The sequence below is a fragment of the Mesorhizobium sp. M0772 genome (genome assembly GCF_040320135.1).
Classification (GTDB): Bacteria; Pseudomonadota; Alphaproteobacteria; order Rhizobiales; family Rhizobiaceae; genus Mesorhizobium.
In genome coordinates this window covers 67367-93347 of the sequence record NZ_JAMYPB010000014.1, presented here as the reverse complement: position 1 = coordinate 93347, position 25981 = coordinate 67367, and the positions used below count along the sequence as shown (strand labels likewise).

General features: G+C 60.0%; 25 protein-coding genes. 16 read left to right on the top strand and 9 right to left on the bottom strand.

All coding sequences use genetic code 11. The features are described 5' to 3' along the window. The first annotated feature begins 52 nt into the window (after positions 1–52). Genes NKI06_RS12575 through NKI06_RS12560 form a run of 4 tightly spaced genes read left to right on the top strand, consistent with a single transcriptional unit; the run spans position 53 to position 2416 of the window. Positions 53–505 (top strand): hypothetical protein, encoded by a 453-nt coding sequence (locus tag NKI06_RS12575; protein ID WP_352985537.1) that lies wholly within the window; start codon positions 53–55, stop codon positions 503–505. Further along, entirely contained in the window at positions 502–1722 is a 1221-nt protein-coding gene (locus tag NKI06_RS12570) for an NRAMP family divalent metal transporter (RefSeq protein WP_352656289.1), read from the top strand. Before NKI06_RS12575 ends, NKI06_RS12570 begins: the two co-directional genes overlap by 4 nt. Further along, positions 1722–2081, top strand: coding sequence for a hypothetical protein (locus NKI06_RS12565; protein ID WP_352985535.1), 360 nt, complete (start codon positions 1722–1724; stop codon positions 2079–2081). Before NKI06_RS12570 ends, NKI06_RS12565 begins: the two co-directional genes overlap by 1 nt. 2 nt (positions 2082–2083) lie before the next feature. Continuing rightward, complete coding sequence (locus NKI06_RS12560; protein ID WP_352985533.1) at positions 2084–2416, top strand: hypothetical protein; 333 nt, start codon at positions 2084–2086, stop codon at positions 2414–2416. A gap of 79 nt (positions 2417–2495) precedes the next feature. On the opposite strand, the gene NKI06_RS12555 is transcribed toward NKI06_RS12560, so the two are convergent. Beyond that, positions 2496–2807, bottom strand: coding sequence for a GNAT family N-acetyltransferase (locus NKI06_RS12555; RefSeq protein ID WP_352985531.1), 312 nt, complete (start codon positions 2805–2807; stop codon positions 2496–2498). 466 nt (positions 2808–3273) lie between these two features. Between NKI06_RS12555 and NKI06_RS12550 the strand changes: the two genes are divergently transcribed. From NKI06_RS12550 to NKI06_RS12530, 5 genes are all read left to right on the top strand, one after another. Next, positions 3274–3594, top strand: a complete 321-nt coding sequence (locus NKI06_RS12550) for a hypothetical protein (protein WP_352985529.1) — start codon at positions 3274–3276, stop codon at positions 3592–3594. Positions 3595–4226: 632 nt separating this feature from the next. Then, the gene (locus tag NKI06_RS12545) at positions 4227–4637 is read left to right on the top strand and encodes a DUF427 domain-containing protein (RefSeq protein ID WP_352985527.1); all 411 of its coding nucleotides are present in this window, start codon (positions 4227–4229) and stop codon (positions 4635–4637) included. A gap of 40 nt (positions 4638–4677) precedes the next feature. Then, on the top strand, positions 4678–5097 hold the full coding sequence (locus tag NKI06_RS12540; protein ID WP_352985525.1) for an HD domain-containing protein: 420 nt from the start codon (positions 4678–4680) through the stop codon (positions 5095–5097). 330 nt (positions 5098–5427) lie between these two features. Then, positions 5428–5934, top strand: a complete 507-nt coding sequence (locus tag NKI06_RS12535; RefSeq protein ID WP_023668075.1) for a YciE/YciF ferroxidase family protein — start codon at positions 5428–5430, stop codon at positions 5932–5934. A gap of 128 nt (positions 5935–6062) precedes the next feature. After that, positions 6063–7109, top strand: a complete 1047-nt coding sequence (locus NKI06_RS12530) for an ATP-dependent DNA ligase (RefSeq protein WP_023826403.1) — start codon at positions 6063–6065, stop codon at positions 7107–7109. A gap of 653 nt (positions 7110–7762) precedes the next feature. Here the strand turns inward: NKI06_RS12530 and ku are convergent. Then, positions 7763–8746, bottom strand: a complete 984-nt coding sequence (gene ku / locus NKI06_RS12525) for a non-homologous end joining protein Ku (protein WP_502882029.1) — start codon at positions 8744–8746, stop codon at positions 7763–7765. On the opposite strand from ku, the gene NKI06_RS12520 reads away from it, so the two are divergent. The 5 genes from NKI06_RS12520 to NKI06_RS12500 all read left to right on the top strand — a co-directional run bounded on the left by NKI06_RS12520 (position 8745) and on the right by NKI06_RS12500 (position 18517). Continuing rightward, entirely contained in the window at positions 8745–9287 is a 543-nt protein-coding gene (locus NKI06_RS12520; RefSeq protein WP_352985523.1) for a DUF6894 family protein, read from the top strand. The genes ku and NKI06_RS12520 overlap by 2 nt on opposite strands. Before the next feature lie 23 nt (positions 9288–9310). Continuing rightward, a complete protein-coding gene (locus NKI06_RS12515) occupies positions 9311–9931 on the top strand; it encodes a cysteine hydrolase family protein (protein WP_023687850.1) in 621 nt (206 codons plus the stop codon). Positions 9932–10227: 296 nt separating this feature from the next. Continuing rightward, positions 10228–10536 carry a hypothetical protein gene (locus NKI06_RS12510; protein WP_352985521.1) on the top strand — a complete coding sequence of 103 codons (309 nt, stop codon included), beginning with the start codon at positions 10228–10230 and terminating at the stop codon, positions 10534–10536. A gap of 183 nt (positions 10537–10719) precedes the next feature. Then, positions 10720–16431, top strand: coding sequence for a HAMP domain-containing protein (locus tag NKI06_RS12505; RefSeq protein ID WP_031246159.1), 5712 nt, complete (start codon positions 10720–10722; stop codon positions 16429–16431). Beyond that, positions 16379–18517: a PAS domain-containing hybrid sensor histidine kinase/response regulator gene (locus tag NKI06_RS12500; protein WP_245270897.1), complete on the top strand. Its 2139-nt coding sequence runs from the start codon at positions 16379–16381 to the stop codon at positions 18515–18517. The genes NKI06_RS12505 and NKI06_RS12500 overlap by 53 nt, the downstream gene beginning before the upstream one ends. Before the next feature lie 125 nt (positions 18518–18642). Here the strand turns inward: NKI06_RS12500 and NKI06_RS12495 are convergent, their stop codons facing one another. The 7 genes from NKI06_RS12495 to NKI06_RS12465 form a co-directional block, all read right to left on the bottom strand. After that, positions 18643–19071, bottom strand: a complete 429-nt coding sequence (locus tag NKI06_RS12495) for a GFA family protein (protein WP_280938685.1) — start codon at positions 19069–19071, stop codon at positions 18643–18645. After that, positions 19064–19255: a PPC domain-containing DNA-binding protein gene (locus NKI06_RS12490; RefSeq protein ID WP_023687853.1), complete on the bottom strand. Its 192-nt coding sequence runs from the start codon at positions 19253–19255 to the stop codon at positions 19064–19066. Before NKI06_RS12490 ends, NKI06_RS12495 begins: the two co-directional genes overlap by 8 nt. Positions 19256–19281: 26 nt before the next feature. Beyond that, positions 19282–19599 (bottom strand): hypothetical protein, encoded by a 318-nt coding sequence (locus NKI06_RS12485; protein WP_023687854.1) that lies wholly within the window; start codon positions 19597–19599, stop codon positions 19282–19284. A gap of 263 nt (positions 19600–19862) precedes the next feature. Next, positions 19863–20834, bottom strand: a complete 972-nt coding sequence (locus NKI06_RS12480) for an SDR family oxidoreductase (protein WP_023687856.1) — start codon at positions 20832–20834, stop codon at positions 19863–19865. A gap of 183 nt (positions 20835–21017) precedes the next feature. Further along, positions 21018–21659 carry a hypothetical protein gene (locus tag NKI06_RS12475; protein ID WP_023687857.1) on the bottom strand — a complete coding sequence of 214 codons (642 nt, stop codon included), beginning with the start codon at positions 21657–21659 and terminating at the stop codon, positions 21018–21020. A gap of 450 nt (positions 21660–22109) precedes the next feature. Continuing rightward, positions 22110–23090: a cell division protein FtsZ gene (ftsZ, locus tag NKI06_RS12470; RefSeq protein WP_031193049.1), complete on the bottom strand. Its 981-nt coding sequence runs from the start codon at positions 23088–23090 to the stop codon at positions 22110–22112. A gap of 316 nt (positions 23091–23406) precedes the next feature. Next, the gene (locus tag NKI06_RS12465) at positions 23407–24276 is read right to left on the bottom strand and encodes a LysR family transcriptional regulator (protein WP_023712172.1); all 870 of its coding nucleotides are present in this window, start codon (positions 24274–24276) and stop codon (positions 23407–23409) included. 231 nt (positions 24277–24507) lie between these two features. Between NKI06_RS12465 and NKI06_RS12460 the strand changes: the two genes are divergently transcribed. Together NKI06_RS12460 and NKI06_RS12455 are read left to right on the top strand one after the other, a co-directional pair. Then, entirely contained in the window at positions 24508–24663 is a 156-nt protein-coding gene (locus NKI06_RS12460; RefSeq protein ID WP_023744508.1) for a YjiS-like domain-containing protein, read from the top strand. A 141-nt stretch (positions 24664–24804) separates the two neighbouring features. Beyond that, positions 24805–25941 carry a DUF930 domain-containing protein gene (locus NKI06_RS12455; protein ID WP_352985516.1) on the top strand — a complete coding sequence of 379 codons (1137 nt, stop codon included), beginning with the start codon at positions 24805–24807 and terminating at the stop codon, positions 25939–25941. The last annotated feature ends 40 nt before the right edge of the window (positions 25942–25981 follow it).

The window sequence follows — 25981 nt, the reverse complement described above, 5'->3', positions numbered from 1 at the left end:
TCTAGATCATTGATGCCGGACGCAGTTGGTTCGGGCCGGGGAGGAAATCCGCGTGGCGCATCCAACGCGCGCTGTACCCCATAACGACCGTCATTTTCCGGTTGGCTGGCTGTGCTTGCTTCTGATGCTAGCCGGGTTGGCCGGATGCAATCAGGTGGCGCAGCAATCACGAACAGCGGCCTCCGCGGCACAGACCGTATCGATGGTGCTGGATGCCTGGGTGGAGGGAGCGGCACCGTCCGCCTATGCCACGGCCGCACTGCACTCGGTCGGAAAAACGTTGGCCGAGGTCGAGGCGCAAATTCGATCGGCCGAGACCGCTGAACCAGCCGGGCGAGCAGGACTGACGGCAGCAGTCAACAGTTTGTCGGTGGCGGTGGCGCATGCCGAGGCGGGATTGCGGGTGAACAATCGCACTGAGGTGAAAAGCGCACAACAGGATCTTCGGGCGGCCATGCGCTCGCTCGCCGCCGCTTACACCAGCGCTTTCGGACCAAAACCGTGAAGAAGCTTCTGGAAATATCGCTTGGCGTCGTCACCAGTGTCGGAGGTTTCCTCGAAGTCGGGTCGATGGCTACGGCGACGCAGGCGGGTGCCGCCTTCGGATTCCAGCTAATCTGGGCCATAGTTCTCGGCACCATATGCATCATCTTTTTGGTTGAAATGGCCGGTCGGTTCGCCGCGATGAGCCATCACACGATCTCAGAGGGCATTCGTGAAAGATTTGGGTTCAACGTCTTCCTATGGCCGTTGCTCGTCGTCTTTCTCGTCAATTTCATGGTGCTGTCCGCTGAGATCGGCGGTGTGGCCATCGCACTCGAACTTGCCACCGGCATAGGCTTCCAGTGGTGGGCACTGCCGGTGGCGTTGCTGGCATGGTTGCTGCTGTGGAAAGGCACGTTTGGCTTTATCGAGAAAGGCGTTTCGGTCCTCGGCCTCGTGACGCTGTGCTTCGTGGTTGGTGCGGTGATGTTAAAGCCCGACTGGACAGCGGTCGCTGGCAGCGCCGTGCCTTCGCTGCCGGCTCACGATGCCATCAATTACTGGTTCATGGCGGCCAGCATTCTCGGCGCGTCAATATCGCCTTATCTTTTCATGTTCTATTCCTCGGGAGCTATCGAGGACAAATGGGATGAAAGCCACCTTGGGGCCAATCGTGCCATCGCCGGGCTGGGCATGACCTTCGGTGGGACCATTTCGATCGGCGTGTTGATCGTCGCTGCTCTCGTTCTCGCGACGCGCGGCATCGACCAGGTGGACGACTATCACCAACTGCCGTTGATGCTGATCCCTATATTCGGCTTCTGGGGGTTCGTTCTATTCGTTGCCTCGCTCGCCATTGCCTGTTTCGGCGCCGCACTCGAAGTCGGGTTGCAACAGGCATATCTGGTGGCGCAGGGCTTTGGCTGGACCTGGGGCGAGGATCGCAAGCCGCGCGATGATCCGGGCTTCAGTGCCGTCTATACGGCATCATTGTTTTTGGCCGCCATTCCGATCATGCTTGGCCTCGACCCACTGAGGCTGACCATCTTTTCCATGGCGGTAACGGCGGCGAGCCTTCCGCTGACGGTAGTTCCATTTCTCTTCCTGCTGAATGACGAACGCTATGTCGGCGAACATCGCAACGGCATCATTTCGAATGCCGCCGTTGTCTTCATTATCGCGCTTGCCTTCGTGCTCGCCGTGGTGACGATTCCGCTGCAGATATTCGGAGGCACATGATGGAATTGATGCGTAATCTCCTGGACAAGCAGGTGTTCGACCGCCGGCGGGTCAAGATCGGCAAGGTCGACGGAGTGGTGGCCGAGTTGCGGCGGGGCAAACCACCAAGGATTGTCGCGATAGAACTCGGCTCCATCACTTTGGCGCGCCGCCTTGGCGCGCGGCCCGGGGAATGGATGGCGCAACTGGCGACGAGGGTGGGTGGCAAACGCCACGCCGAGCCACACAGGATTGCGTGGAAAAAGGTGCAGGACAACGGGCTCGACATCGAATGTGACATCGAGGTGGGCGAGACGTCGATTTTCGCCTGGCAGGACTGGTTGCGCGATCATGTCATCGGGCGCATCCCAGGAGCGTGATGATGAGGACAGTCAACCTCGAACATCTTGCCGGGCGACGCGTGCTCTCGCAGCGCGGAAAGAGCATCGGTCACATCGAAGAGATTCTCGCCGAACGGCGTGGCGACGAGCTCGTCGTTACTGAATTCCACGTTGGCATCTACGCCGCGTTCGAGCGTCTGTCGGCCTCGACCATCGGCATCGCGATGCTCGACCTGCTTCGGCTGCGCCGCCGCGACGGCCTGTACCGCATTCCCTGGGATAAACTCGATATCTCCGATCCGGCGCGACCGCGGCTGCTATGCCCGATGACCGAGCTTCCTGGATGGAAAGGGCAAAAGGACCTTCGGGAGTAGATGGCTACGGCTGGGAGGGCTAAGGCGCCGGCGTTTTGCCGGCGAACAGCCGTTCGTGCAGATGGCGCCTCCGCAAAGATTACTGCAGGTTCTTGCGAAGGAAGATGCGGGCGTGTCCTGGAATAACGAATTCGACCTTGCCGAATTCCTCAAACCCATGATGCCGGTAAAATTGAGGCGCCTGGAAACTGCTCGTCTCGACGACGGCTCTCTTGCATCCACGCCTAACGGCTTCCTCCTCGATCGCCATAAGAAGCTGTGATCCATAGGATCGGCCACGCAATTTTTCAGGCAAGAAGAACATGTCGAGAAACAGGAGCCCCAGTTCCGTTCTGCCCCAAATTCCACCCCAGATCTTTCCCGAGGGGTCGGTAAGCTCCGCGCCGATCACTGCCCGGTCATCGATTCCGGTTTGTTCGATGTTGTGTCGATAGAGCGCAGCGGCCGCCTGCGTTCGTGCATCCCGTTGTGAGCCAGAGCGACTGTAAATCCTTCGGATCGAGCCGGCATGCGTTCTGCTCCTGCGTCGGAATGGTCTTGAGATTCAACCGTCAGATTAACATCAAGGCGGCCGGGTTCGCTCGCAGCTCTGATCGCCGCTTCTGTTGTAACCCGTCTTGCCCACATTCCGCATCGCGATCCGCGACGGATGCATGCAGCCGCGCCCAACATATCGCTTTGGTGTTGAACAAAGCCCATCCTGCCCTTGTCAGGTCTCATCACAATTCGTGCGCCGTCAAGAGTGTCCACCTCGACGAAGGCTGCTGCGGATCACAATCCATTACGCCGGGAACAATGAGAAAAACCTGTCGTTGGGAAAGCGATCGCAATTCGGCGATTCAAACACGGAGACTCCAATGTTGAAGAAAATTCTAGCCGCGTCGGTGCTAACTATTGCCTTGGCCGGTTCCGCCTTGGCGCAGACAAATGGAACGGGTGCTGGCGGCACGGCTGGCACGGGTAATGGAACGGGTACTGGAACTCTTGGCAGCGGCGGCGCCGCTGGCAATGGCACTGGCAGCGGGAATGCGGCCGTGCCAACCGATCCGAATTCCACAAACTCGACTACAAAATCGAACGGCATGACCGACCGTTGCAAGGACGCCGCAGGCAATGACATCGATAACAACACTGCAAGTGGCGCAACGACCTCGACCGTGCAAAATTGCAACAAGTAGCCGATGGACCTAGCGGCTTCGGCCGCCCGAAGGCCCGCCATCAAGACAATGGCGGGCCTTCGAGTACGTGCCTCGCATGGCTGGATACATAGGAGCACATGTGTCCAAAGAGACCCGGCGGGCCAAACTCGATCGCTTAGCAGCCTCGATTCCGAAGCACGAATTCGAATTCCTAATGAAGATTGCAAAGCTAAGCCGTCATGACTTACTTGGCCTGATCGCTAAACACGATGGCGGCAGGGACAAGGTCTATAGGGACCTTGCGGCCCACTTGGCAGCAACTGAGGCCGCCCCGGAGCCCGTACATGAGGCGGCAGCTGACGACGGCCAAACAGCTGGAGCATCTCCAGCCACGAACTCGCCCGCCGGCAAGTAGCGGCGAAGATCATTTCGGCGCCAGCCCTGACGCTCCACGGAAGCGACGACCGTGTCGTCCTTCTAAAGTCTTCGAATGGGTTGGACGAGCATTTCACCGCGCCTTATGGACGAGTACTGCTGGATACGGCAACCGATAGGCGCTTTAAGTCCGGCTGCAATTCAGGTTCATCGGACATGCCGGAACCTGAAGCGCCGCCGCGCATTTCGTCTCCAAGCATGACCGATCTTGCGGTAATCGCCAGGGAGAAATCCAAATGCAAACTTCAGGCGCAACTTCACAGCAAAACCTTGGCCGATTGGCCATAGAACCGTTTTCCGGCACGGTGACGGTGCGGTTTTCCGACGCCATCGTCGCAGCTACGGAGCGGGCGAAGGTCCTGCGTGAAGACGGGCACGAGCCCGTTTTCTATATCCCCTTCGAGGACATCTATTTCGATCTTTTGGAAAAGACCGACACCACCACCCGGTGCCCGCTTAAAGGCACCGCAAGCTACTGGCGTGTCCACGCCGTCGGCAGTTCTTCCGACGATTTCATGTGGGCCTACGAAACGCCCGATGCGGCCGCTCTGGCTATTGCAGGTCACGGCGCTTTCGATCCGGAAAAGGCCCGTATCGATGTCAACCCTGCCGAGGACAAGCGACACACGCCACACATCGTCGAATAGGTTTCATCAGGCAGAGACAATCACGGTAAGGACAGGCGCGATGAGCATTTTCTACCAGGCGGCAAAGATTGCGGAGGAGGTTCACGCGTCGCAGCGCGATAAGACCGGGCGGCCCTATATCGAGCATTGCCGCCGTGTCGTCGACGCTGTCGAGACAATCGATCAGAAGACTGTTGCCTACCTTCATGACGTTCTGGAGAAAGGCGAAGGCTGGACCCGCGCCAAGCTCGAAGAAGCAGGCTTCGGACCGACAATTGCCGCGGCGGTCGATGCCATGTCGCGCAGTCCGGATGAGGAGTATTTCGCCTTTGTCCGGCGGGCTGCGTCGAACCCAGTGGCGCTCCCCGTAAAACGCGCCGATCTGGAGGACAACATCTGGCAGTCGAGGCAGGTCGGAGCGTCGGCGGCCAAATATGAAGAGGGCTTTCGCATACTTGACCAAGAGTTCTCCCGACAATAGTGCGCGCCCGACGCTGGCATTGCATCTGCCGAAGCAGCCATCGCCTGCGAGAGCTTGCGGCGCACAGCACGTTTCGGCTCTCCTGGCCGTCAGTTTTTCCGCGCCGGCGTGCGCCTGAGGGTCCTCGCTGGACCATGGAACGTGTGATCGGGTCAAAGCTCCTCCGGAGATGGACCGCAACGTCTCGAAAAGGAGTAACGGCCGGCTCGGAATCAGGAACTCCTCCAGCACCGGTGCGTTGACCAGCAAGCCGGGACGAGTTCCCGGCCTCCGCGGGTGGCGGGCAAGCCGCCGCCGAACCCGAACTTCTGCACAATGAAAGGTAAGGCCATGGGCTTCTTTTCGAAGGACATCAAGACACTCGACGATCTCTTCGTGCACACGCTGCGCGACATCTATTACGCCGAAAAGCAGATCGAGAAAGCGCTGCCGAAGATGATCGGCAAGGCAACCGATCCGCAATTGAAGGCCGGATTCGAAAAACACCTCGAGCAGACCAAAGGCCATATCGAGCGCGTCGAACAGGTGTTCGAATTGCATGGCGTCAAGGCCAAGGAGGTCAACTGCCCGGCGATAGACGGCATTCTCGAAGAAGCCGACGATGTGAGCGGCGACGTCGACGACAAGGAGGTCCTAGACGCGGCACTGATAGCCTCGGCGCAGGCGGTCGAACATTATGAGATGACCAGATATGGCACGCTCATCGCCTGGGCCAAGCAGCTTGGCCGCAGTGACTGCGCCAACGTATTGGCCAAGAACCTGAAGGAAGAGCAGGCGACCGATCGCAAGCTCACCGAAATGGCGGAAAGCAAGATCAACATGCAGGCTGCCGAGTAGACCGTCCCAGGTCATGATGAGATCTGGTTGAAATCTCATCATGACCTAACCCTGTTGAAGCATGATTTTTCCAAAACCGGCACCAGTGCTGCGTTGAGTCGATCTCCATCGTTGTCCACGGAACTTTCATGACGGGCGAATCTGCCATCTCTCGCGATCTGCCGACGAGTGTAAAATCGTCTTTCGGCGTGGCGTTGAGCACGGCGCCGATGGAAGCAAAGGCTGCCGACACGTTGCCGGCCGATGCTGGCCGATGGCAATACGAACCCAAATGGGACGGGTTCCGCTGCCTGGCCTTTAAAGCCGGCGCGGCCGTGGAGTTGCGTGCAAAATCCGGCAAGCCGTTAGGGCGGTATTTCCCGGAAGTCGTCGCGATGTTGCATGAACTGAAAACAAAAGAGTTCGTGGTCGATGGTGAGATCGTCATCGAAATTGCAGGCTCTCTTTCTTTCGACGCCTTGCAGATGCGGCTGCATCCGGCGGAAAGCAGGATCCGGAAACTGTCGGTCGCGACGCCGGCAAAGCTGATCCTCTTTGACATGTTGGCGACCTCCGAGGGCGCCTTGATGCAGCAGCCGCTCTCGGTTCGGCGCGCTGCACTCGAACTGTTCGTGAAGTCGGCCGGGCGAAAGGATCTCGAACTGTCTCGGGCAACGCGTGATTTGGCGGCGGCAGGCAGATGGCTTGGCCAATCCGGACAAGGTTCGACCGACGGGGTCGTTGCCAAGCTTCTCGATGATGAATATCGGCCCGGCGAGCGCGCCATGGTCAAAGTCAAGCGCCTGCGCACGGCCGATTGTGTCGTCGGAGGGTTCCGCTACCTGGCGAATTCGCGTGAAGTCGGCTCCCTGTTGCTTGGCCTGTACAATGACCAGGGGCAACTCGACCATGTCGGGTTCACTTCGACGATTGCCCGGGAGGACAGGGCCAAGCTTACGCGACAACTTGAAGCTTTGCGATCGGCTCCTGGCTTCACGGGAAAAGCGCCGGGCGGTCCCAGTCGGTGGAGCACGGAAAGAAGCGGACAATGGGAGCCATTGCGGCCCGAACTGGTGGCGGAGGTGCGGTTCGATCATGTCACCGGCGATCGTTTCCGTCATGGCACCAAATTTCTGCGATGGCGTCCTGACAAAAGCCCGAAGCAATGCACGTTCGAACAGATACTTGGAAAATGAGGCTTGGCGAAGCGTCGATAGGTCCACACTATCGAGACCAAATCCGTCAAGCATTCGGCGCAGCCAAATCCAGTCGCATTTCACTGGCGATCATGAACCCGGCGGCGAGATAAACGCCTTTGCAGGAGGATGCCGGACCAAACCCGTTGTTCAGTCTGTCACCACGCCTCGCTTTGGCGGATCACGGTTCTCGTCCGGATTAGGAACTGGCACTTCGTCGGGAAGAAGATCCGGCTCAGGCTCGCGTATGTCCGGCGTCCACGTCGGCGCATCCATTGGCGGCTCTTCGGTTGGCTCTGGTTTGGGGGGCACATCTATTCTCCGGGTTTCGCTTGGGCGTGGGTTCGGCCGCCACAGGTCGCGCGTCGCCGCGTCTGGAGGCGAAAGGGTCTTTTCACACCCCATGTATTTTTACCGATGGCCGGCGGTCCTGGGGCTTGTCGGCGCTCGATCAGAGTCCTGCGTTCCGGCTCCTTTGAGCGCAATGTTGGCATCCGCTGCCTCTGGCTCTTTGAGGACTGCCCTGTCGACGTTCTTGATCTCGGCCGTAAGGCATCGTCCTTGGTGGCCAACGGGCAACCGCGAGAATTGTTCCAAACGATTTAGGGGCGGCTGGGGCTGCTGTGCGGACCTTCTGGCTGGGCAGTTATCAACTATGCTGTCTTGCGTTTCGGTGAGGCTCTCTTTGTGGATCTCGCCAGCCCTTCCTGTTTGAGGCTCTTCTTCAGCACCTCAGCGAGGTTGATGACATTCTCCTGTGGCCTTGGTGCGGGCTTCGGCAGCTTCTTGCCTTTGCGCTTTGCATCGATCATGGCGATCAGCGCGTCTTCATAGGTGTCTTCAAATTTCGAGGGATCGAAGGTCGTCACTTTTTTGTCAATAAGCATGCCGGCGATTTCGAGCAGATCGGGGTCGTATTTCTGCTTGGCCAATCCATCGAACACAGTGCTTTCCGAAACCATTTCGTTGTGGTTGCGAAGCTCGGTCATCACCATCCCCTTGCCATAGGGCTGAATCAGCACTTCGCGGCCGCGCTGGTAGAGCACCACGCAGGATCGAGCGGCCACGCCCTTGTTCTTCATGGCATCGCGGATCACTCCGTATGCTTCGATTGCGGCGCCGTCGGCCGGGATCAGATAGTAGGGCTTCTCGAGATAGCGCGTATCGATATCGTCAATCGATACGAATTCGCCGACTTCGAGCGTGTGCTTCGACGTCAGCTTCAACGCCTTTATGTCGTCAGGTTCGATCTGGAGAAATTCATCCTTTTCGATCTCGAAACCCTTCACCTGATCCGCTGCATCCACCAGCTTTCCGGTCTCCTCGTCGGCGTAGACGCTCCTGACCGGCAGACCGTCCTTGCGGTTCAAAATCTTGAAATGGATCTTGGATGCTTCGCTGGTTGCGCCGACAATCTTCACGCCGCAAGTAACCGAACCAACCTTCAAGAAGCCCTTCCAGGCAGCACGTGGCGCGGCCATTTTGCGCTTATCCCGTTTCCAGCTAGGGCAACGCGTTTCCGTTCGAATTGTTCCTGCGGCGGGGGCTCGGTGCACCGTGAATGTCCGGTGGGGAAGTCCTGTCAGTCTCGACAGCCGGGCCGACGCCCTGCATCCGCAGGAACCGAACCGCACCATGAACATTGTCAGACACAGACAGGAGAGTGTCATGCAAGTCGTTCGAACCGAAGTGGTGAATGCCAGGGCGCCAGACGGCCAGTCGGTTCGCCGGGTGATATTTTGCGGCGAGGGCGGCGACTGCGTTACGGTGGACATGGCAAAAGTCGGGACACAAGCTGAAGATGAGGTGCTTGCCCGCGCAAAGGCAATCCTGGTCCAGACAGCGACCTTTGATCTCGCAGCCAATGAATATGACGCGAGCAGCAACGGCAATTTCGACCAGGTCGAGATAACCTCTGCAAGCGACGGCGCCGGCGACGTATATGTCTTTGAGTATCGCGATGGCGAAACCAGCCGACGCATACCGCCGTCGAGGATGGCGAGCCTTGAGGCGGCCCGGTCCGAAGCTATCCGCTGCGCAATCGATCTTCTCGCCGACCTGCAGCCTGGCACGGACGCTCTGTCCGGCTGGCTTGTGAGGGTATCCAACGAAAACGGTGAATTGCTTTACACTGTTGATGTGGCTGAGGCCGATGCAGCGCGGCAGGCAGGCCAGTAACCCAAACCCGACGGAATCCACCAGTGGCCGCCCAAGGATTGATTCACGGACCAATAGGCGACGATGGCCTGCATCTGTGCGTCGACATGCAGCGCCTGTTTGCGCCGGGTGGACCTTGGCCCGTGCCGTGGGCTGAAAAGGTGGTCCCGGCGATCGAAGAACTGGTCGCCAGACATGCCAGCCGTACCCTGTTCACGCGCTTCATTCCTGCCGCCCGCCCGGGCGAGGCGCCGGGAATGTGGGCAAACTACTATCGTCGGTGGGCGGAGGTAACCCTTTCCAACATCGATCCGCGCCTGATCGAGCTGATGCCTCAACTTGCACGATTTGTACCGCCGGCGACGGTGGTCGACAAACACGTCTATTCGCCCTGGACCGAGGGGCGGCTCGACGCGCTGCTGAGTGGCTCCGGCGTGCGTGCGCTCGTGATCACCGGTGGCGAAACCGACGTTTGCGTTCTCGCGACCGTGCTTGGCGCCATCGATCGTGGCTTCCGCGTCATTCTCGTCACCGATGCAATCTGCAGCTCTGCCGACCAGACCCATGACGCACTGATGGAAGTCTACCATTCCCGCTTCAGTGAGCAGATTGAGGCGGCCAGCATGGCGGAGGTGTTGGAGTGTTGGCCACAACTCACTCGCTGACCTGGGGGGCTTCAAGTGAATGGGCCGACAATCGTCATTCTGGTCGGGTGGACTGTTTCAGTTGGCGGACGGCACTACAGTGAACCGGAAAACGTATATGAACGGCACGATTGCCTGATCTGGTCGCTCGCGTGAATCAGTGTCTGGAAGCGTACAAAGCCTTGCAGAGCTATCGACAGCGCGGCCAACCGTCATAGAATGAACAGGATACAGCGCCGAAGACTCGATGCCGGCATCTAGCAATCTTTGCGAGACATCCGGCGCCTCTGCCGTCGGCCTTCCGCAGGGAGGATGATGTGCTGAAAACAGAAGTCATTGACCTTGAAACCTATAGCGCAGTCTACGCGGTGATCTCTGGCTATCGCGCTGACGACATTATCTCGACGGCGTTTGCGGTCGATGAAATCCGCGCAAGGTTTCCTGAGTGTCGCTGCGACGACGAGGAATTGGTCGGGCTTATGGTCCATGCCATGTCCGGCAAGAAAATTGCCGTGAGCTTCGACCACCGGGTGGCTGCCTCGCCTTCCGAGTTGCGCAACGCAATTCATGCCTCTCTGGCAATGGCAAACGGCTATGACGTGTCGTGGTCGGCTGAAGCACGATAAATCCACAACCGCATCATGAAAATCCGGCGTTCAAACCAAGGCGCAACCGTCGGCCTGGAATTCACGGCACGATGGAACAAAATTGAAGATGCCGCGTTTGGGGTCTTGCGGCGCGATCCACCATTGGCCGCGGGGGCAACTTTATCCGTATAAATCCATAGGGCTGGGAGTGGCGCTGTGACCGTGCAGGCATCCAAGAAGCAATTGGACCGTCGAAGCATCCTGAATTCTCTGAAAGCCTTCCGGCGCGGCGATTTCTCCGTCCGCATCGACAATGTTTATGAAGGCCTCGATTCCGAGATAGCTGAGACTTTCAATGAGATCGCTGATCTCAACGACCAAGTGACGCGCGAGTTCGAGCGCTTGAGCCGGGTCGTCGGCAAGGAAGGGCGGATAGGCGAGCGCGGCCGGGTTCGCAATGCCACCGGCAGTTGGGAATCCAGTGTCCGTTCAGTCAATGATCTCATCGAAGACATGGTTCAGCCAACGGCTGAGGTTGCGCGCGTTATCGGCGCCGTCGCCAAGGGTGACCTGTCGCAGACCATGATGGTCGAAATTGACGGCCGACCGCTGCGCGGCGAATTCCTGCGCATCGGCAAGATCGTCAACACCATGGTCGGCCAGTTGGCCTCTTTCGCCTCCGAGGTGACGCGCGTGGCGCGCGAGGTCGGTACGGAAGGCAAGCTCGGCGGCCAGGCCCGGGTCAAGGGCGTCGCCGGCACGTGGAAAGATCTGACCGACAACGTCAACGCGATGGCCACGAACCTGACCGGGCAAGTGCGCAACATCGCGGAGGTTACGACCGCAGTCGCGTCGGGCGACCTGTCGAAGAAGATCACAGTCGATGTCAAGGGCGAAATCCTAGAACTGAAGAACACCATCAACACGATGGTGGACCAGCTCAATTCCTTCGCTTCGGAAGTGACGCGCGTGGCGCGCGAGGTCGGCACTGAAGGCAAGCTTGGCGGCCAGGCGCGCGTTGAGGGTGTTGGTGGTACGTGGAAGGATCTGACCGACAATGTGAATTCCATGGCCGAGAACCTGACTGGCCAGGTGCGCAACATCGCCGAAGTGACGACTGCGGTGGCTTTGGGCGACCTGTCGAAGAAGATTACGGTCGACGTGAAGGGCGAGATTCTCGAGCTGAAATCCACGATAAACACGATGGTGGACCAGCTGAATTCATTCGCGGGCGAGGTCACGCGCGTGGCACGCGAGGTTGGCACCGAAGGCAAGCTTGGCGGCCAGGCGCAGGTGCGCGGCGTCGCCGGCACCTGGAAGGACCTCACCGACAACGTCAACTCGATGGCCGAGAACCTGACCGGTCAGGTGCGCAATATCGCCGAGGTGACGACGGCGGTCGCGTCGGGCGATCTGTCGAAGAAGATCACGGTCGCCGTGCAAGGCGAAATCCTGGAACTCAAGGACACCATCAACACGATGGTCGACCAACTGAACTCCTTTGCCTCGGAAGTGACGCGCGTGGCACGCGAGGTCGGCACCGAAGGCAAGCTGGGCGGCCAGGCAGAGGTGAGGGGCGTCGGCGGCACATGGAAGGATTTGACCGACAACGTCAATCTCATGGCCGCCAACCTGACTGGCCAGGTTCGAAACATCGCAGAAGTCACCACCGCCGTGGCGCGCGGCGACCTGTCGAAGAAGATCACCGTCGACGTCAAAGGCGAGATCCTGGAGCTCAAGGACACCGTCAACACGATGGTCGACCAACTGAACTCCTTTGCCTCTGAGGTCACGCGTGTGGCCCGCGAAGTGGGATCGGAAGGCAAGCTTGGTGGCCAGGCGCATGTCGAAGGCGTCGGTGGCACCTGGAAGGATCTGACCGACAACGTCAACGCCATGGCCGGCAATTTGACGGTGCAGTTGCGTGACGTGTCGAAGGTGGCAACGGCCATTGCGACCGGCGACTTGACCCAGAAGATCACCGTCGACGCGCTGGGCGAGATCTTGCAGATCAAGGACGTCATCAACACGATGGTCGACCAGCTCAATTCCTTCGCTTCGGAAGTGACGCGTGTGGCGCGCGAGGTCGGCTCCGACGGCAAGCTCGGCGGCCAGGCCCAGGTGCGCGGCATCGGCGGCACGTGGAAGGATCTGACCGAAAACGTCAACGCCATGGCGGCCAACCTGACCGGCCAGGTGCGCAACATCGCCGAGGTGACCACCGCCGTGGCGCTGGGGGACCTTTCGAAGAAGATCACCGTCGATGTCCGCGGCGAGATCCTGGAGCTGAAGGACACCATCAACACAATGGTGGACCAGCTTAATTCCTTCGCTTCGGAAGTCACGCGCGTGGCACGCGAGGTCGGCACGGAAGGCAAGTTGGGAGGCCAGGCGCAGGTGCGCGGCGTTGCCGGCACGTGGAAGGATCTCACAGACAATGTGAACTCGATGGCCGAGAATCTGACCGGCCAAGTGCGCAACATCGCCGAAGTCACGACCGCCGTGGCGCGCGGCGACCTGTCGAAGAAGATCACCGTCGATGTGAAGGGCGAAATCCTGGAGCTCAAGTCGACCATCAACACCATGGTGGACCAGTTGAACTCCTTCGCCGGCGAGGTCACCCGAGTCGCGCGTGAGGTTGGCACCGAGGGCAAGCTTGGTGGCCAGGCGCGCGTCGAAGGTGTTGCCGGTACCTGGAAGGACCTGACCGACAACGTCAACCTGATGGCGACGAACTTGACCAATCAGGTGCGCGGCATCGCCGATGTCGTGACGGCGGTCGCGCAAGGCAATCTCAGGCGCAAACTGACGGTCGACGCGAAGGGAGAGATCGCCCTGCTGGCCGACACCATCAACGGCATGATCGAGACGCTTGCCACCTTTGCCGACCAGGTGACCAACGTCGCCCGTGAGGTGGGCATCGAGGGCAAGCTCGGCGGTCAGGCGCGTGTGCCAGGTGCCGCCGGCCTCTGGCGCGACCTCACCGACAACGTCAATCAACTCGCTGCCAATCTGACCACCCAGGTGCGTGCCATCGCCGAGGTTTCGACGGCGGTGACCAAGGGCGATCTTACCCGTTCGATCAGCGTCGAAGCGTCCGGCGAGGTCGCCGCGCTAAAAGACAACATCAACGAAATGATCCGCAATCTGAAGGATCAGACGCTGAAGAATGCCGAGCAGGACTGGTTGAAGACCAATCTCGCCCGGTTTTCGCGCATGCTGCAAGGCGAGCGCGATCTTGCCACCGTCTCGCGGCTCATCATGTCCGAACTCGCTCCTCTGGTGAACGCCCAGTATGGGGTGTTCTACGTCACCAATCGCGACGAGGAGGAATCCTATCTTGAGCTGGCGGCTTCCTATGGCGCCGAGAGCAAAGCTGCCATCAAGCAGCGGCTTGATCTGCGAGAGGGCCTGGTTGGGCAAAGTGCCGCCGACAAGCGCGCCATCATGCTGGACAATGTGCCGCCAGAATTCCTTCGGGTCACATCTGGTCTTGGCAGCGCCTCGCCAGCCAATGTCATCATCCTGCCTGCCCTGTTCGAGGATGAAGTCAAAGCCGTCATCGAGCTCGCCTCGTTCGGCGAGTTTCGTGACACACACCAGTCGTTCCTCAACCAGCTCATGGAATCCGTCGGCATCGTTCTCAACACCATCGCTGCGACGATGCGCACGGAGGGCCTGCTCAAGCAGTCGCAACTGCTGACGTCGGAATTGCAAGCGCGTCAAACCGAGCTGACAAAAAAGCAGGAAGAGCTGCATGCGACGAACGAGGAGCTGCAGGAAAAGGCGCAGCTGCTCGAGAACGAAAAGAAGCAGGTCGAAAACAAGAATCTCGAAATCGAGATGGCGCGACGCGCGCTGGAGGAGAAAGCCGAGCAACTGGCACTCACGTCGAAATACAAGTCCGAGTTCCTGGCCAATATGAGCCACGAACTGCGCACGCCGCTCAATTCGCTGCTCATTTTGTCAAACCTGCTGGCGACCAACCAGCACGGCAACCTCAACGAAAAACAGGTAGAGTTCGCCCGCACCATCAATTCGGCAGGAACCGATCTTCTCAGCCTCATCAACGATATCCTCGATCTGTCGAAGATCGAGTCGGGCACTGTTTCCATCGACATCAACGATATGCCGGTGACGCATCTTCGCCAGCACATGGAACGAACTTTTCGTCAGCTGGCAGCCGACAAGGGACTTGGCTTCACCATCAAGGTCGATCCGGCGCTTCCCGACACGGTCCGCACAGATGAGAAACGCTTGCAGCAGATTGTCCTCAACCTGCTTTCCAACGCATTCAAATTCACCTCGGAAGGCGAGGTCAGCCTGAACTTCCGGGTTGAAAAGGCCGGCCGCCGCAATGGCGCGACGCAGCCGGTGAAGGCTCTCGCGATCGCCGTCACCGACACCGGCATTGGCATTCCAGAAGACAAACAGAAGCTGATTTTCGAGGCCTTCCAGCAGGCCGACGGCACCACCAGCCGCAAGTATGGCGGCACCGGCCTTGGGCTCTCGATCAGCCGCGAGATCGCTCGCTTGCTTGGCGGCGAATTGCGGGTCGAAAGCACGCCGGGCAAGGGGTCGACATTTACCCTCATCATCCCGTTCGACGGCCCCCGCGTGACGACAGTACAGTCGACCCTGGCTCCGGCGGCGGAGGCGGTTGCTGCGACAGCTCTGCTCAGCAGTCCGGCCTCGGCAGAGCTGATCGACGACCGCGATTCAATCCTACCCACCGATCGGATCGTGTTGATCGTCGAGGACGACCCGACCTTTGGCGGGTTGCTGCTCGGCCTCGCCCGGTCGGCCGGGCTGAAAGGCGTTCTGTCGAATGCAGGTTCCGGCACGCTGGCATTGGCCCGCAAGCTCGTTCCCGACGCAATCACGCTTGATCTCGGGCTTTCGGATATCGATGGCTGGGTGCTTTTCGATCTGCTGCGGCATGACCAGAAGACGAGGGGAATTCCCATCCATGTCATCTCGGGTGCCGAAGACATCGACAGTCTCGCACGCAAGGGGGCGTCCAGCATTTCCACCAAGCCCGTTTCCTCGGACGAGCTGATGAAGGTGTTTCAGGATATCCACTCGAAGAAGCTCCGCGTTCAGCGCCGCGTTCTGGTCGTGGACCCTGACCCGGAGCGGCGTCTGGCGCTGGTCGAGGCAATCCGCGACGGCGTAACGTCGGTCACCGCGATCGGTCGAGTTGCGGCAAATGCAGAAGACGTTGGCCTCGCCTCCTATGATGCCGTCGTGCTCGGCTTTGGACGCTCCGCCAAGGACAACGCAAAGGCGCTGGACGAGATCACCGGCCACTTCGGCGAAGCCTTGCCGCAGCTGCTGTTCTTTACGCCTCACCCGGACGCGCTTGAACAGGTACTGGCGTTGAACCCGGCCTTGGCGGAAGCACCGCGGGCGGAGAACTTCGCTCAATTGGCGCTGCATATTTCGGCAACGCTGCCGGGAGAAGGTCGCCAAGAGGCCTGGGCAGGAACTGAACACAACGGCAAGTCCGATCTCGCCGGGGCGAAAGTTCTCATCGTCGACGACGACATTCGCAATATCTATTCGCTCACCAGTGTTCTGGAGACCTATGACATACAGGTTCTGCATGCCGAGCGGGGCCGTGATGGCATCGCGCTTCTTGAACAGGCGCCCGATGTCGACGTGGCATTGATCGATATCATGATGCCGGAGATGGACGGCTACGAGACGATGCGGCGGATTCGCGGCACACCGGCGATTGCTCATATCCCGCTGATTTCCGTCACCGCAAAGGCGATGAAGGGGGATCGGCAAAAATGTCTGGATGCCGGGGCTTCCGACTACATCGCCAAACCCGTCGACCTGGATCTCCTGCTGGCGCTGCTTCGTGTCTGGATCGGGCGTGCCCGATCCCGTGTCGAGAGCCCGGAAAAACTTCTCCTGGCAGCGAACTGACGGCCGTTCGATGCAAAAGCTGGCAAGAAACAGGGTAAGGAAACTTGAGGTGGCAGCTCTTGCCGAAGGGCCGGCAAGAGCCCGCATCCTGGCGGTGGACGACGATGAGCGCAATCTGCTGGCGATCAGCGAAGTGCTCGCGACTATCGGAGAGGTCATCTGCGCCCAATCGGGCGAAGAGGCTCTGCGCTTTCTGCTGAAAGAGGAGTTCGCCGTCATTCTCCTGGATGTCCTCATGCCAGGGTTGGACGGGTATGAAACGGCCGCACTTATCCGCCAGCGCGAGCAATCCAAGCGCACCCCAATCATCTTCTTGACCGCCATCAACAAGGAGGATGCGCATATGCTGCGCGGCTATGATGCCGGCGCGGTCGACTATGTGTTCAAGCCATTTGATCCGATCATGCTGCGTTCGAAAGTCGCGGTTTTCGTCGAACTCCACGAGAAGACGCTCGAGATCCAGCGCAAGGCGGAGGTCGAGCAGGGACTATTGGCGCAGGCGTTGCAGGCGCACAAGGACAAGCTTCAGGCCGAACGCGCGCTGCGCAGCGCCGAGCAACGGCAGGATGCCATCCTGAATTCGTTGCCGGTCTGCTTTCATGCTCGGGCAGCCGAGCCGCCCTTCGCGGCGCGCTTTGTTACCGAGGGCGTCGAGCGCTTGACCGGCTTTGCGCCTGAATACCTGACATCGGATCCGGAGTTCGGTCTCAGCCGCGTTCATCCCGACGACCTGCCGCGATTGAAGCAAGCGCTGCTGGCGGCCAAAACCACCGGCTCCTATACGTGCGAGTTCCGCTGGCATTGCGCCAATGGCGAGTATCGCATCTTTCTCGACCAGGGCGTGATGTCGGACGGCTCAGATGGCCGTGAACCGGAAATCATCGGCACATTGCTTGACATCACCGAGCGGCGCGGTCTTGAGGATCAGCTGCTTCAATCCCAGCGCATCGACGCTATCGGCAAGCTAACCGGCGGCCTGGCGCATGATTTCAACAACCTGCTCGCCGCAATTCTCAGTGGGTTAGGGCTGCTTGAACGCCGGGCTACGTTGGATGATCAGGCGCAACAGGTACTCGACCTGACGCGGCGTTCTGCAAGACAAGGCGCTGACCTTGTCGCGCGAATGCTGGCATTCTCGCGGCGCCAGACCCTGAAGCCGGAAGCGGTGCGCCTTGCTGCGCTGGGCGACACGATGAACGGATTGGTGGCGCCCGTGCTGGGGGGGTTGATCCGTTTCGACTGGCAGATCGATGACACGATCTGGCCGGTGCATGTCGATGCAGGCCAACTTGAATTGGCCTTGATGAATCTGGTTTTCAACGCGCGTGACGCCATGCCCTCTGGCGGGACAATAACCGTGCATGCGCAGAATCGATCGATCGGGACGCCAACAGAGGATATTCCGCCGGGCGACTATGTCATGATCGCCGTCAAGGACACCGGATCCGGCATACCTCCCGATCTTGTCGCCAAGGTCGTCGAACCGTTCTTCACCACCAAGCCGGTCGGTAAGGGAACGGGCCTCGGCCTCAGCACGGTCTACGGCTTCATGAAGCAGTCAGGTGGGACACTTCGCATAGAAAGCGTCGTCAACCGCGGAACTACCATGCAACTCTGGCTGCCACGATCGACCGAACAGCCGGTCGATCCTGTGGTGGAACCCGACATTGAACGAGCGTTCGCCGATGCCGGGATGGAGCACCCATCAATCCTCCTGATCGACGACAGCCATGTTTTGCGGCAATTGACCGCCGAGTCCCTTCGCCAACGTGGTTTCGAGGTGACCTGCGCGGGAGGAGGGGCGGAGGCGCTGGCCATGATGGAGCGCACTCCCAACCAGTTCGACGTCATTATCACCGACTTCGCCATGCCACTCGTATCCGGCGTCGACGTGATCCGCTTCGCGCGCAATTTGCGCTCGGACTGGCCAGCGGTCATGATCACGGGCTATGCCGATGCCCGGGAGATTGCCGATCGGCCGGCCGACGTGCCCTTGCTCGGCAAGCCCTTCCGCGACGAGGATCTGTTCGAAGCGATTTTCCTCGCGATAGAGAATGCGGCCCCCCAAAGGATCAAAACCGGCTAGCGCTTAGGGCTTGTCGACGGTCTGGCCACGTCGGCAGGCCGGGCAGATCGAGACCGCACTTTCGGGGCACGGCGACAAGGGCCGCATTCCTGATCGGCAATCTAGGTCATTCGCAACAGGCGGCGCTACCAGCGCTCCTCGGTGTCGCGGTCCGGTAGGTCTATTCCGCAGCACACCCAACCAAGGCGCTGCGCTGAACCGTAGTTGTACCGAGGCACCAGGTGAGCCGGATCATCGAAGGTACCGACGTGCAGCGCGATCTCGGTTGGCGACGCGTCGTAGCAAAGGCTGAGCGGCGACCCGCATTCTGGGCAGAAGCCTCTTTGTGCGATCGGCGAAGACCTTCGATATGTTGGCGTTCCGGAATTCCAGGTCAGGCTTTGGCAGGGCATCCAGGCAAGAACTGCAAACGCGCTGCCGGTCGCTCGTCTGCACATATCGCAGTGGCAGTAGTGAGCCCTCGGTTCGATCCCGGCGCTGAATCGGATCCTGCCACAGAGACATCCGCCCTTGATGGCCAAGGAGCCGGGTAGGCGCTTGCCAATCTCACGCATTAACATCGATCAAGGCGGCGCCGAACGCTCCGATCGCAGTCAAAGAGGCACTGCCGATGTTCTTGTCGGCGATGTTCTTGTCGGTTGCGAAGGCGGTCAGCGCGGCGAAGCCTTCGTCGCCGAGGTCGAGCACCACGACGAAAATTCTTTGCCCGCTGACCTGATTGACGAGCTTGGGTTTCATGGCGTTCCGAACCTGTTGCGGGGCAGTTAATGGGCATGGTGCTCGGCATTCCGCTTGCGTGTTGCCGCTGCCTTCTTTGCCGATTCCGATCGGCTTGCGGCTGACCGTGAAGCCGATGCCTTGCCGCCGCTTTTCCCACCCTTGTGGGCCGCGGGGTGTCCGGTGTGTTTACCACGACCCGAGCCGCCTTCTTTCTTGCCGCCGCCATCGTCCTTGTTGACGGTCGCCCATGCCCGGCGCTCGGATTCCTTCTCGGAAACACCGCGCTTCTCATAGCCTGCGGCAATGTGGTCGGCTTTGCGTTCCTGTTTGTCGCTGTATTTCGATTTGTCGCCTCGTGGCATGGTCGTTCTCCAATGATGTTTGAACGGTATGCCGGCGGGAGAGTTCCAAGCGGAAATTCAGAAAATTGAAAACGCGAGCGAGGATTTCGGCCAACACGGAGCGCTATTGCTCCGGAGCCGTGGCGGGTGCCGTGTAGCGGCGGCGCACGGCACCGATCACGCGTTTCTTGAAGCGATCGAGCGCGGCAAGCGTCTCCCTGGAGACGACGTCGTCGCGTGCCGTCTACTCGGTAGCCCAATGCAATGAAATACGTTCCGCGACCTCAGTAGCCACCGACCACCGGCAGGATCTCTCCCGTGATGTAACTCGAGCAATGCGACGAGGCGAGGAACACGTAAGCCGGGGCAAGTTCTTCCGGTTGCGCTGGCCGTTTCATCGGCGTATCCGCGCCGAATTTCGAGACGTCGTCGGCTTCCTTGTCCGAAGGGTTGAGCGGCGTCCACACCGGACCTGGCGCGACCGCGTTTACCCGGATGCCCTTGCCGATCAGATTGCCCGAAAGCGCTCGCGTGAAGGCATGAATGCCGCCCTTGGTCATCGAATAGTCAACCAGTTGCTTGGAACCGTCGATGCCGGTCACCGAACCGGTATTGATGATCGCGGAGCCCGGCTCCATGTGCGGCACGCTCTCCTGCGCCATATGAAAATAGCCGTAAAGATTGGTCTTCAGCGTCGTGTCGAAATGTTCCTCGGTCAGGTCGTTGAAGTCACTGGAATGGATTTGGAAAGCGGCGTTGTTGACCAGCACGTCGATCCTGCCGAATTTTTCGACCGTCAGCGCCACGGCGTTGCGGCAATGCTCGCGTTCACTGACATCGGCTTTTATCAGTATGCAACGCCGGCCTTCCTTTTCGACGGCGTTTTTGGTCGCTTCGGCGTCTCTGTCTTCACTCAAGTATACGATCGCAATGTCGGCGCCCTCGCGGGCGAACAAGACTGCCACCGAACGGCCGATGCCGGAATCACCACCCGTGATAAGCGCTACCTTGTCGTCGAGTTTTTTCGATCCGAGGTAGTAAGGCGCATCGTAGAGCGGAGCGGGCTCGATCGCCCATTCATGCCCCGGTTTGGGTTGATGCTGCTCGGGAAAAGGTGGCTCGGGATATTTGCGGGCGCCGGCTTGCATCGCTTGTTGCATTTTGCCATTGCTCTTCGTCTCGTCTTTGGCGTCGATACCACGCTGGATATGGCGTTGCTTGGCGGCTTCGGCTGAAGTCTGCGACTTAGTCTGCATGGCTTTCTCCTGTGCTCGGAGAAGGAACAACGCATGCCGGGCAAAAAAGTTTGCGGAAATGTCTCGATCCCGAAAGGGCTCGCCATTGCGAACAGCCTGCGAGGGGCGTGGAGCATTGGTCGTCAATAAGATCGGAATTGCCATGCCGGTGGCGTTCAGACAAACACCACATTCATTACCCGCTCAAAGCACGCTCTTTTCAGAACCATAGGGTTTGGCAATGCGGACCATGCCTTTCGTCCGAAGGCGCTGGTATAAATAGAAAATCGTCATCAAGCCGATTGCTGTTCCGGCACCAAGACACAGCGCGAGCAATAGTTCTGCACCGACACGAAACGCAAGCAGAGTAACGCCGGCCGCAGCGACGATGGCATTTATGAATGCGATCATAGTCGCTGCGGTGGTCAGGTACGCCAGGAGAGGCCCAGTACGAAGAGAAGGTTCGGCGTCATTTTCGGGCCAGCGACCGAATTCCTTGGAAAACTGGAAGGCAGCCTCGTCGCCCAAAGTTCGATAGTAGGCTCTGATCCGGGCAATGCCGATATGGGCCTGCATGTTCTCAGCGGCGATGTCGACCAACCTCAAGACGGTAAAGGCACCCAGTAAAAAGACCGATGGCAGCACAACCGCGACAAACGGCAGGAAGAACTCGGAGGACTGCGTAACAAAGCCCGTTGCCACCAGAGCGCTCGACAGAGACATAATGTAGATGGTCGTTCGCGACGCCATTTCACTTATGGACGTGCTGATCGCTGTCTGCTGCACGAAATGCTCTGTCGTCAGGGCCGCGAGAAACGAAGCATCGGGTATCGGCGTGTCAGCCATGGAGTATGCTCCTGTCGGGTCGACCTGAGTTTTTCTTCGATATAGTGCTTGCGAGGCTGGCCGCCACTGGATGCTCCCGACGCCTGACCCATGCCGGTTTATTGTGCCATATCCAGCGAGCCCGCATCACCGATCAGAAAGGGCCGATCATGTGGTCAGCAGATGCTGGCCATATCACAGGCGAAATGTCTGCCGTGGTCAATCTGTATGGCCTCCTGTTGGGGATCCGGGTCGAAGCGCATTCGCGGCGCGGTTGCAGTTGGAGCGGTTCCGCGGCGGCGCTGACGCGAGTTCGCGCATTCGTGGCAGCTGCCTCGAAACAATTCGGTGTCTAGGCCGGCAACGCGAATTCACCGGCAAGTTCAATGGTGCGGCTTGCGGGCCGACTTTTCGGTGGCGAAGCCCATGACCACGTCCACCAGAGTCATAAATCAGCAGCCCGGATCCTGCCTACTGCGGTATCGCCAGGCCCTGCCGCAATCCTGTCGCCACGACTGAGACCCTGAATTTTCCGGCGAGTGCCCGGTCGAATATGGCGCCGACGATGATGTCGGCGTCGGCGTCGACCTCCTCGCGGATGCGGGTAGCGGCCTCATCGACTTCGAACAGCGTCATGTCCATGCCGCCCGAGATCGAGACCAGGACGCCCTTGGCGCCGATCATCGAGGCTTCGTCGAGAAGCGGGTTTGCTATCGCCGCTTCGGCGGCCTTCCTGGCGCGGTCCTCGCCCGTGGCTTCCCCGGTACCCATCATTGCGCGGCCCATGTCGCGCATCACCGACTTCACGTCGGCGAAGTCGAGATTGATCAGCCCCTCCTTGACGATGAGATCGGTTATGCAGCCGACGCCGGAATAAAGGACGCGATCAGCCATGGCGAAGGCGTCCGCGAAAGTCGTCTTTGCGTCGGCGATCCTGAAGAGGTTCTGGTTCGGAATAACGATCACGGTATCGGCGCATTCGCGAAGCTGCTCGATGCCCTCTTCGGCGGCTTGCATGCGGCGCTTCCCTTCGAAGGTGAACGGCTTGGTGACGACGGCCACGGTCAGGATGCCGGCTGCCCGTGCAGCGTTCGCTATGACGGGCGCGGCACCGGTTCCAGTTCCGCCTCCCATGCCGGCGGTCACGAAGCACATATGGGTTCCCGCAAGGTGGTCCCTGATCTCGTCGATCGATTCCTCGGCTGCCGCGCGGCCGACCGCGGGCAGGGACCCGGCGCCCAAGCCTTCCGTGACATGGGCGCCCAGCTGGATCAGCCGCGATGCTTTCGACATGGTCAGTGCCTGGGCATCGGTATTGGCGACGATGAACTCCGCACCCTGCAGATTTTCGGCAATCATGTTGTTGACCGCGTTGCCGCCGCCACCGCCCACACCAATGACGGTTATCTTCGGCCGCATTTCCGAGATGACGGGCCTTGCCGCGGTGCTCATCGTCTTGTCTCCTTGGAATTGATCGACAAAAGGTCCCGGAAGGCGCCGCTTGAACACGCCAGGTGCAAGAATCAGGTTCTATCGCCTTGGCACAGGGAATCAGAGGGTGAACTTTGCGGCAAGACAAGATGTGGGACTTGTATCATATACGCCTGAATGAGCCGACCTTTTGAATGGGTCTAGTCCAATGTTCCGGAATTCGCTCGGCTTCTGGCCAGCGAAAATCCACAATCCGGGATCCAACCCCTTCAAGCTTCACGCGCCCGCCTCAAGCGCGAGAACCTTGAGAATCTGGCGGCCGATCGACGCCTGACGCTTAGCGGATCGGCATCTTGCCGCGAAACAACGGCTGATGGGCCCGCATCAGAGCGGCAATCCGGTCGGCAATCTTTCGTACTGGCGGGGAGTGGCGTTCCTCATGATGGGTGACGATCCACTGGTCGGTTTCGAGTTCGGGGATAGGCTGAGCGACGCGAACCAGCCGCGGATCGCTGTCACCGACGAAGCACGGAAAGATCGAAAGGCCGGCGCCTGCGGCCACCAATTCGCGCACTGAATGGGTGTTGTTGCCGCGCACGGCGATGCGGTCGCCGTGATGGGCTTGCAGCCAGCGCGCCGAGGCAATGTTTGCCCCTTCGCCGGTGACGCCGACGAACAACCCGGCGGCGATGCCGTTGATCAGGTGGCGTCCGGAATAGATGGCATACGCGACCTTGCCGCTCTGACGGCCGGCCAGCCACTGTTCGGTCGGGCGCTCGCTGCGGATGCCGATATCGGCGGCGCGGCGACCGATGTCGACCCGGTCGGTGGTGGTGACGAGTTCCACCCTGATGCCGTCATCGACGGTCCAGATTTCGCCGATATGGGCCGAAACGAAGGCCGAGGTCCATGGCCCGGCCGAGACGCGGACAATGCGGTCGGGCAGGTTTCCCTCGCGCCAGCGGGTTAGCGACTGCATTGCTGCTTCGACGTCTTCGGCGCGCCGCAGCAGTTCTTCACCGACCGGGGTTAGTCGGTAGCCGGTCTGCTGACGTACGAACAGCGCTTCGCCGATCTGCTTTTCGAGCGCGGTGACGCGTCGTCCGAGTGTGGCTGCGCTGAGGCGCGTGGTTGCCGTCGCCGCGCTCAGGCCACCCAGCCGCGCAACGTCGAGAAACAACCTCAGATCGTCCCAGCCAATATCCATTTTGCAGAAATGAAAAACTCCTTGCGACCGTGGCTGTAGCGCGAAGCGGACATCATGCGCAAGTATGCAGCCATTGGAGGCGTTGGATAATCCTGCCCTGGCAGGAAAATGACAGGCACGCCTCGGTGGCCAGGAAGTCAGCCCAATCCGTTCGATCGTGCATACGCTTTGCGCGATTGCTTTGCGTTTTCGACCAAGAGCGTGGGTATCCCGCTCGCCAAGGAGACGATCATGTTGCATGAACTTCGACACCGTTTCGCCCGCTGGCTTGCCTATCGCCAGACGCTTGCGAACTTGAGGCGGCTTCCAGACAGCATATTGGCGGATGCGGGCCTTTCTCGCGAAGAGCTCCGCGAGCGTGCCCGCGACGCCAGCCTGCGTCGCTGAGATTGGTGGCGGGCATGCAGAGAATGGAGCCGGCGGCGAGAAGCAATCAGGCGTCGTCTCCTCACTGCTGAGCTGCGGCTGAATGCGCCAATACGGTTGCCACGCTTGATGCCGCCGCAGTTTCGCTCCACATCGTGAGGGATGAAGACCGAGAAATCCGAGCGGCGTCGGACCTTGCTGTGGGCCTTGCCCGCATCGCTGGTCCTGCATGCGCTCATCACCGCGTTCCTGGTCTATGGCCTGCCCGTTCCTGCCCAGCAGCCGCAGGAGGAGGAACCGGTCAATGTCGCACTCGTCCCGCCACCCGAACCGCCGAAGCCTGAGCCCCCGCCGCCTCCAAAGCCTGAAGCGCAAAAGCAACCGGAACCGAAAGTAGAAAAGCCTGTAGCGGAAAAGCCGCCGGCGCTCGAGGTGCTGAAACCTGTATTCCAGTTCGGCGACAAGGATACCGGCCCCAGGAAATCCCTGGATGGAGCCAGCGCGCAGGATAATTCGCCGACACCGGTCAAGGACAAGGATACGAAGCCGCCAGGTGAGCCGAAGGACGTCGAGAGCAAACCCGCCACGTCGCCAGACTCCGGGGAGCCGGCGGGTACGACCAAGACCGAGGAGAAGCCGGCAACCGCAGCCTCCGAGCCGACCCAGGAGAAGCAGGCAACCGAGGACGCGAGCGAGCAGGGAGCAGACAAACAAGAGCCGCAAGATGCTGACAAGCAGGCAGCCGCGACGCCGTTGGCCACCCCCGGCGATGATGGTGAGATCGAGCTTCCTGCATCGGCCCAGGCGCCGAAGGCCAGGCCCGAAAACGCGCCGAAGCGCAGCCCTGCAAAGGTCTCGAAGCCTGGAGGCGGAGGCGCCAGGAAGCCTAGCTCCACGGAGGTGGCCTCAGCCGGGGCTTACTCGGGCCTTCCGGGCGTCCGCGAGCTCTTCTCGCACGGCGCTACCGGCAATGCATTCGGCACCACCGCGACCGACGGCATGTCTCGCGGTGAGCGCGTTGCCACACTTTGCGCCAACGTGTTGGCCGAGGAGCTGAAGGGCGCCGAGTTTTCTCCCGAGTGGCTACCAATGAGACCGCTGAAGTCGGGCAATATTGTTATAGATCCGGATGCGGCCTTTCGCGCAACGATCGGATGGTACCATGTGAGCTTCCGGTGTGAGGTCGACACCGACGCGACGCGAGTGTTGTCCTTCGACTCTCGTGTCGGGTCTGCCGCCTCGCCAGCCGAAAGCGCTCAGCTTGAACAGGAACTTCGCCGGCAGCATTCGGGGGGATAGCCTGCGCGTTATCATGCCCACGCGCTGGGCGACTGGTTTA